4 protein-coding genes are annotated in these 8,473 nt (G+C 76.0%); all 4 read left to right on the top strand.

Annotation, left to right across the window (positions count from 1 at the left end; all coding sequences use genetic code 11):
* Positions 1-33 precede the first annotated feature (33 nt).
* The 4 genes from BX285_RS04430 (at position 34) to BX285_RS04415 (ending at position 8,351) form a co-directional block, all read left to right on the top strand.
* Positions 34-1,371 carry a hypothetical protein gene (locus BX285_RS04430; protein ID WP_147465109.1) on the top strand — a complete coding sequence of 446 codons (1,338 nt, stop codon included), beginning with the start codon at positions 34-36 and terminating at the stop codon, positions 1,369-1,371.
* Between the two features lie 82 nt (positions 1,372-1,453).
* On the top strand, positions 1,454-4,822 hold the full coding sequence (locus BX285_RS04425) for a right-handed parallel beta-helix repeat-containing protein (protein WP_121174511.1): 3,369 nt from the start codon (positions 1,454-1,456) through the stop codon (positions 4,820-4,822).
* Positions 4,823-5,106: 284 nt separating this feature from the next.
* A complete protein-coding gene (locus BX285_RS04420) occupies positions 5,107-6,270 on the top strand; it encodes a S8 family serine peptidase (protein WP_147465108.1) in 1,164 nt (387 codons plus the stop codon).
* Between the two features lie 299 nt (positions 6,271-6,569).
* A complete protein-coding gene (locus BX285_RS04415; protein WP_121174509.1) occupies positions 6,570-8,351 on the top strand; it encodes an LCP family protein in 1,782 nt (593 codons plus the stop codon).
* The last annotated feature ends 122 nt before the right edge of the window (positions 8,352-8,473 follow it).

Below are 8,473 nucleotides of genomic sequence, written 5' to 3'. Positions count from 1 at the left end.
GACAGGGACTGCAAGTGGAGCCGAGGAGCTGCGGTGGGCACGAGCACGGCTGGGAACCGGTCTCAGAACGGGGCGGCGGCGGGCATTCAGCTGCCCTCGGTGGCCTGGGAGATGGAGGAGGGGCCGGCCGGCGCGGGCCCGGTGGCCCCGGCCGCGCCGCCGGCCGTGCCGCAGTACGGCCAGGTCGCCGCCGTTCCCGCCTCGCTGCCCGACCCGGGCCCCGACCCCGACCCGGAGGCCACGGCGGAGGCCGAGGCCGAGCCCGCCGGTCCCGCCCCGTCCGGGCGCCGGGCCCGGCTGAAGCGGCCCGTGATCATCGCCGCCGCGACCGTCGGCGTGGTGCTGATGGGCCTGCCGTTCCTGGTCACCGACGGCGGCAAGTCCGGCCGCGGCGGCTCCGGCAACGGCGGTCACAGCACGGCGGACCGGCCCCCCGTCGAGGGCCCCGAGCTCGACGACCTCGCGCAGCCCCCGGCGCCCGCCGACCCGGTCGTCCCCGTCCCCGGCGCCCCGGCCGGCGACCCGACGCAGGGCCAGCCGGCCACCCCCGGCGGGGATCCGGCCGTCCCCGGGGCCCCGGTCGTCCCCGGCGGCCCGCCCGGGACGACCACCGGAACCGTCCCCGGCGCCGGGACGGCCCCGGGCACCGGCAGCAGCCCGCTCACCCGCCCCAACCCGGGCGCCCCGGCGCCGGGCGGCAACGGCGGCGGCAGCAGCACCGGTGCGGGCGGTGGCTCCGGCCCCGCCCCGGGCACCGGCTCCGGCTCCGGCACGGTCCCGGCCCCCGCGCCCCAGCCGCCGGCCCCCGGGCAGCCGCCCGCCCCCCAGCAGCCGCCCGCGGCCGGCAAGCCCGCCCCGCCCAGCTTCAGCGCCATCGGTGGCAACGGCTGCGGCAACTCCGCCGTCAGCTTCGCCAAGAACGGCTGGTGGACCCAGGGCACTGCCGGCTGGCTGTCCAACTCCGCGGGCGGGTACACCGGTTCGGGCTGCAACGGCTCGTACGTCTCGCTGCCGATGTCCGGCGCGGCGAACAAGGACGACCCGGAAGGCAACTCGGCGGTGTGGACCTTCTCCACGGCGCCGGTCACCAGCGGCAGCTGCCGGATCTCCGTCTACGTCCCGAACAACGGCGACCTCAAGGCGGTGGGCGGCAAGCCCTCCTACTACACCGTGGCGAACGCCTCGGGCGGCGCCGGCGCCTTCAACGTCGACCAGCCCGCGAACCGCGGCAACTGGTACGACGCCGGCCCCTTCCCGGTCAGCGGCGGACGGATCTCCGTCACCCTGCACTCCCGGGGCATCGACTGGGGCGGCAGCGCCGACAAGGCCCACCACGCAGCGGCCGCCGTGCGCGCCGACTGCACCGGCTGACGGGTAGCCAGGTCATCCGCGAGCCACCGAGTCGGCCACCGGGCCGTCCACCGAGCGAGTCACTGAGAGGGAAGGCCACGCCATGTCGCGCCACGTGCTGACGGTATGCCCGGAACAGCGGGACGGCCGCTACCGCACCATCGGCGACGCGCTCGCGGCGGCCCGCAGCGGGGCGGTGATCTCGGTACGCCCCGGGCGTTACGAGGAGAACCTGGTGATCAACAAGCTGGTCACCATCACCGCCGCGGAGGCCCGGGGCACGGTCCGGATCACCGCCCGGCGCGGCTGCGTGGTCCAGGTCACCGCCGAGGCGGTGCAGCTGACCGGCCTGATCCTCCAGGGGCAGGACGAGGAACTGCCCGCCATCGACGTGCCGCGCGGCCAGGCCGCCGTCCAGGACTGCGAGGTCGTCGGCAGCTCCTGGACGGCCCTGCTCACCCGCGGGGACGGCACCCTGGCGATGCGCGGCTGCCGGGTCACCAACCCGGCCGGCGCGGGCATCGTGGAGACCTCCACCGGCAGCAGCGTCATCGAGGACTGCGTCATCGAACACCTCGGCAGCTCCGCCGTCGTGATCGGCGAACGCGCCAACCCGCTGCTGCGCAACTGCGTGCTGCGCGACGCCCGGGGCAACGGCATCTGCGCCAACGGCGAGGCCCGGGGCACCTTCGAGAGCTGTGAGGTCTCCGTCACCGACAAGCCCGGCATCGCCCTGGAGGAGCACAGCACCACCCGGCTGCTGCGCACCACCGTGCGCGACACCACGATCGGCGTCTACATCTCCTCCACCGCCAGGGTCTCCCTGGAGGACTGCACCGTCACCGGCACCTCCGGCCACGGCTTCGTGCTCGCCGGGGGCACCGACCCGCTGCTGCGCCGCTGCCGCGCCTCCCGGACGGCGGGCCACGGCGTCCACGTCACGGCCCGCTCGCGCGGCACCTTCGAGGACTGCGAGATCGACGGCGGCGAGGGCACCGGCCTCTGGGTCGGCGACTCCGCCGGGCCCTCGCTGGCCCGCACCGTCGTCCGCGACTGCGCCGACGGGGTCGAGCTGACCGGTGCCAGTGCGGCCGACGTCGACCGGATGGAGGTGCGGGACGTCACCGGCACCGGCGTGCTGATCACCGACGGCGCCAACCCGAGGCTGCGCCGGGTCGCCGTCCACCGGGCGAAGGGCGACGGCGTGGCCGCACTCCGGGACGGCCGCGGGCAGCTGGAGAACTGCGAGGTCCTGGACGCGGGCCGGGCGGGCGTGCGGATCGCGGAGGGCGCCGACCTCCGGCTCGGCTCCACCGTGGTGCGCGGCGCGGGCGGCTCCGGGGTGCTACTCGGCCGGGTCGGCACGGCGACGCTGCGCGACTGCGAGGTGTCCGGCTCCGCCGAGGACGGGGTCACCGCCGAGGACGGCGCCGAACTGACCTGCACCCGGGTCCGGGTGACCGGCAACCGCCGCCACGGCGTGCGGATCGGGGCCGGCGCCCGGGCCGCCCTGGCCCAGCTCACGGCGAGCGAGAACACCGGGGACGGGGTGCGCACCGACTCCGTCGAGGCCGTCCGGCTGACCGGCTGCACCCTCTCCCGCAACCGTGGCTCCGGCCTGCGCCAGGGCGCGCCGAGCGAGCGGCTGTCGGTGGAGGACCTGGTCAGCGAGGAGAACGAGCTGCCGGACGCGCACGGCACCGCCACCACCGGCGCCGCGCCCGCCCCGGCGGCCGCACCGCAGACCGGGGCGGCCCCCGGCGCCCCGGGCGGCGCCGCGGGGGAGCCCGCCGCCGCGGGCGGGGCCGTGCCGGACGGCCGGCCGGGCCCGCTGGAGGTGCTGGAGTCACTGGTCGGCCTGGCGGGCGTCAAGGAGCAGGTCGCCACCCTGGTGAACCTCAACAAGCTGGCCCGGCGCCGGGAGCTGGCGGGCATGCCCGCGCTGCCGATGAGCCGCCACCTGGTCTTCGCGGGCCCGCCCGGCACCGGCAAGACCACGGTGGCCCGGCTGTACGGCAGCATCCTGGCCGAGCTGGGGGTGCTGCGCAGCGGGCATCTGACCGAGGTGGCCAGGGCCGACCTGGTGGCCTCGGTGATCGGCGGGACGGCGCTCAAGACCACCGAGGTGTTCCAGTCGGCGCTCGGCGGGGTGCTCTTCCTGGACGAGGCGTACACGCTGTCGGCGGGCTCCGGCGGCAGCGGCCCTGACTTCGGGCGGGAGGCGATCGACACCCTGGTCAAGCTGATGGAGGACCACCGCGAGGACATCGTGGTGATCGTGGCGGGCTACTCGGCCGAGATGACCGACTTCCTGGCCTCCAACCCGGGCCTGGCCTCCCGGTTCAGCCGGACCGTGGAGTTCGCCAACTACTCGGTGGAGGAGCTGGTCACCATCGTGGAGCGAGCGGCCGCCGGGCACGGCTACGAGCTGGCCGGCGGCACCCGGGAGGCCCTGGCCGGGCTGTTCGAGCGGCTGCCCAAGGGCGAGGACTTCGGCAACGGCCGGGCGGCCCGCAAGGTGTTCGAGGACATGGTCGACCGCCAGGCCACCAGGCTCGCCACCCGGGCAGACATCTCCGACGAGGACCTGGCCCTGCTGGTCCCCGAGGACGTCGCCCCCGAGGAGGCCCCGCAGGCCGTCCGCCGGGACGGCACCGAACTGCTCGCCGAACTGCGTGCGATGGTCGGCCTGCCGGCCGCCAAGGAGCAGGTCGAGGACCTGGTCAACCTGATCCGCCAGGTGCGTCGGCGGGAGGAGGCCGGGCTGCCCACCGCCACCATCAGCCACCACCTGGTCTTCGCCGGCCCGCCCGGCACCGGCAAGACCACCGTCGCCCGGCTCTACGGGCAGCTGCTCGCCGAGCTGGGGGTGCTGCCGGGTGGGCAGCTGGTCGAGACCGCCCGCGCCGACCTGGTCGGCCGGTACGTCGGCCACACCGCCCAGCTCACCAAGGAGGCCTTCGACCGGGCCCGCGGCGGGGTGCTCTTCATCGACGAGGCGTACACCCTCACCCCGCGCCACGGCGGCGGCAGCGACTTCGGCCAGGAGGCGGTGGACACCCTGATGAAGCTGATGGAGGACCACCGGGACGAGGTGGTGGTGATCGTCGCCGGCTACGAGGACGAGATGCGGCACTTCCTCGCCTCCAACCCGGGCCTGGCCTCCCGCTTCTCCCGCCAGGTCGAGTTCGGCCACTACACCGACGACGAACTGGTCACCATCGTGGGCCGGCTCGCCGAGAACGCCGGCTACACCTGCGCGCCCGAGACCCTGGAGGCACTGGCCCGCCTGTTCGCCGCCGTCCCGCGCGACCGCACCTTCGGCAACGGCCGCTTCGCCCGGCAGACCCTGGAGGGCATGATCACCCGCCAGGCCGGCCGGCTCGGCCGCCTCGACTTCGCCGACCTCTCCGAGCTCAGCCTGCTGCTGCCCGAGGACATCGCGGTGGAGCGCCTGGGCAGCTCGGTATGACCCCCCAGGGCCCAGGGCCTGCCCCGCCTGCGCCCGGCGGTGCACGCACCCTGACGCCGCGGCCCGATCCGGCACCGTTCGCGGGGCGGGCCCCAGGAACTCCCCGGGAGGCGGTCCGCCCGGTGGGGGCGGCCGTCCGCCGGGGGCGGCGGGGGGTCGCCGGGGCGGCGGCGGTGTGGGCCGCCGCCGCCCTGCTGGGCCCCGTCGCGCCGGCGGTCGCCGACGCGCCGGGGGCCCCGGCCGGAGCAGCGGCCGCCCCGCCTGCGGCCGGGGAGCTCCCGGCGATGAGCCAGACGCTCCCGGACGTCCGGGAGAACGGCTGCCGCAAGCCGTCCGTCCGGGCGACCGTCGACCGCGCCCCGTGGGCCCAGGTCTACCTGCGGCCCGAGTCGGCCTGGTCGCTCGGCCGGGGCGCCGGGGTGACCGTCGCCGTGCTCGGCTCCGGAGTGGACGCCTCGGCGGGCACCGGTGCCGGGGTGCTGGCCGGCCGGCTCCGGACGGGCCCCCGGCTGCACGGGCAGGGCGACGCCGGCCGGGACTGCGTGGGCCACGGCACCTTCCTGGCGGGCCTGGTCGCCGGCCGCCGTACGCCCGACAACGGACCGGCCGGGATCGCCCCCGAGGCGACCGTCCTGGCCGTCGCGGTCACCGACGACGCCGGGACGACCACGCCGGACCTGCTCGCCCAGGGCATCCGGGCGGCGGCCGACGGCGGCGCCCGGGTGGCCGTGGTCGGGGTGCCGGTGCCGGCGCCGAGCCAGGCGCTCGCCGACGCCGTCGAGTACGCCACGGCAAAGGGGCTGCTGCTGGTCGCCCCGGCCGGGCCGGACGGGCAGCCGGGCAGGGGCGCGGTCTTCCCGGCCGGCTACCCGGGCGTGCTCGCGGTGGCCTCGATCGGTCCGGGCGGCGCACCCTCCCCGGGCGACCCGGGTTCCGGCGGCGCGGCAGGTGGCAGCGCGGTCTCCGGCGGCTCCGGCGGCTCCGGCGGCGCAGCAGGCGCCGGTCCGGGCGCCCGGGTGGACCTGGCGGCCCCCGGCGAGGGGCTGCAGGCCGCCGGGCCGGGCGGCGGCTACTTCACCGCCTCGGGGCCCAGCGGCGCCGCCGCCCTGGTCGCCGGCACGGCCGCCCTGCTGCTCTCCCGGGAGCCCGGGTGGACGCCGGCCCAGGTCGCCGAGCGGCTCAAGTCCACGGCGTACCGCCCGGGTTCGTCGCTCCCGGACCCGGCCGTGGGCTGGGGCACGCTGGACGTGGTGGCCGCCGTGACCGCCCAGCCCCCGGCCACCGCCGCCCCCTGGGCCGTCGTGGAGCCGGTCACCGTCCCGCCGCCCGCCGACCGGACCGCCCCGGCCCGGGCCTCGACGGTGGCCGGGGCGAGTGCCGCCCTGGTCGCGGTGGTCGCCCTCGCCGCCGCGGTGGCCCGGGCGGGCCGCCGCCGCAGCGCGTCCTAGGGCGTGTCTGGCCCCGCCCCCTCCCGCCCAGGACAAGGGCCGGGCGGCACCGACGTGGCATGGGTCACGTCGGAATCGGGCGGTTTCGGGTGTTCTGCCTGGTGGTTGCCGGAGTGTCGGTGGGGTGACCGGCCCACCGGGGGTCCGTGATCGCGCCGGGTCTAAATATGATCGGAAGCCACGTTCGTCGGTTGCCAGTGCTGTACGTATGTGCAACCCGGGGGCGGTCCCGACCGTCTCTCTGTGTGCGGTGCGCCAGATCGTCCGGGGCGTCGCTTCCGTCGGTGAAAGGTACGCGCATGTCAGGTCAGTGGGGCGAGGGCCCGGCCCGGGGCGAGGACGCGTCCGGCGCGCTCACGACCGAGGGCACGGAGAGCGGCGGCACCGTGCCGTCGCCGCGCTCCGGTGGCCGGGCGGAGGCCCGCCGTGCGGCCCAGGGCAAGGGCGGCCGCGGTGGCGACGGCGGCCGCGGTGGCGACGGCCGGGCCGAGGGCGGTGCCGGTGGCCGGGCGGCGGCGCGCAAGAGCGCCAAGCCGAAGAAGAACGTGAAGAAGATCGTCGCCTGGACGACGGCGGGCGTGCTGGTGGTCATCGCCGGCGTGGGCGGCGCGATCTACTTCAAGCTGAACGCCAACATCAAGTCCTTCGACGGCGACGCGATAGCCACCGACCGTCCGCCGGAGTCGAAGGCCGACGCGGACGGCAACAAGCCGGTCAACGTGCTGCTGATCGGCTCCGACAGCCGCGGCAAGAACAACGCCGACCTCGGTGGCGGCGAGGACGGCGGCGCCCGCTCGGACACCACGATCCTGCTGCACGTCTACGCCGACCACAAGCACGCCGTGGGCATCTCGATCCCGCGCAACGCGATGGTCCAGATACCGTCCTGCAAGCTCCCCAACGGCAAGTGGACCAAGGGCGGCAACACCGACCTCTTCAACGCCGCCTTCTCGACCGGCGGCAGCGACGACGGCAACCCGGCCTGCGCCCAGAACACGGTGGAGAAGCTCACCGGCATCCGGGTCGACCACACCCTCGTGGTCGACTTCAACGGCTTCGCCTCGATGACCAAGGCCGTCAACGGCGTGGACGTCTGCCTGCCGCAGCCGATCTACGAGGGGGACATCAACCCCAACCTGCACAAGAAGGGCGCGCTGGTCCTCCCGCAGGGCAAGCAGACCGTGGACGGCCAGAAGGCGCTGGACTACGTCCGCCTGCGGCACGGCATCGGCGACGGCTCGGACATCGGCCGGATGAAGCGCCAGCAGGCCTTCCTGGGCTCGCTCGCCTCCAAGATCAAGAAGGAGGGGATGAACCCGACCACCCTCCTGCCGCTGGCCGACGCCGCGACCAAGTCGCTGACCGTCGACCCGGGCCTGGACTCCGCGGACAAGCTGCTCTCCTTCGGCCTGTCGCTCAAGAACATCGACATGAGCAACCTCAAGTTCGTGACGGCGCCCTGGCGTTTCCGCACCCAGGACTCCAACATCGACCTGATCCAGCCGGACGCCAACAAGCTCTGGGACACCCTCAAGGCCGACCAGACCATCGACGGCCAGAACGCCACCGGCCAGCAGCCCGACGCCCCCGCCAGTGGCACCAGCCCGGCCCCGCAGCCGCCCGCGGCCACCACCCCGCCGGCCCCGGCCGGGGACGCCGGCAACGCCGCGGTCAAGGTCGCGGTCTACAACGGGACGCTCGTCAACGGCCTGGCCGGCAAGGGCACCGAGCAGCTGAAGGCCGCCAAGTTCACCGCCTCCACGGCGGGCCAGGCCGCGAACACCAAGTACAAGACCACCACGATCGAGTACGGCTCCGGGCAGAAGGCCAACGCGGAGAAGATCGCCGCGCTGTTCCCCGGCGCCGAGCTCGAATCCGGCACCGCGCGCGGCATCTCGGTGATCGTCGGCCAGGACTTCGCGGCGGCCGTCGGCCTCGCGCCGGGCTCGACCGGCGCGGCGCCGGCCGCCACCCCGGGCGTCCCGGCGCCCCCGCAGCCGCTGCCCACCACCGTCACCAACGACGCCCGCTCGGCGGACGACGACATCTGCGCCAACACCACCTACGGCAGCGGCGGCTGACCGCCCCACCCGCCGCGGACCCGACCCCCGCACCGACCCGCGCACCGACCCCCGGACCGGCGCCCCGGACATCCCCGGGGCGCGCGGGCCCGGGGGTCGTGCCATCGTGAGGAGGGGCCACA

The organism is Streptomyces sp. 1114.5 (genome assembly GCF_003635085.1).
Taxonomy (GTDB): domain Bacteria; phylum Actinomycetota; class Actinomycetes; order Streptomycetales; family Streptomycetaceae; genus Kitasatospora.
This window is presented reverse-complemented; position numbering and strand designations above follow the sequence as displayed.

Excerpts from the sequence above, each read along its gene's own strand:
- BX285_RS04420 (WP_147465108.1), top strand. The coding sequence starts at position 5,107 with ATGAGCCAGACGCTCCCGGACGTCCGGGAGAACGGCTGCCGCAAGCCG.
- BX285_RS04425 (WP_121174511.1), top strand. The coding sequence starts at position 1,454 with ATGTCGCGCCACGTGCTGACGGTATGCCCGGAACAGCGGGACGGCCGC.
- BX285_RS04415 (WP_121174509.1), top strand. The coding sequence starts at position 6,570 with ATGTCAGGTCAGTGGGGCGAGGGCCCGGCCCGGGGCGAGGACGCGTCC.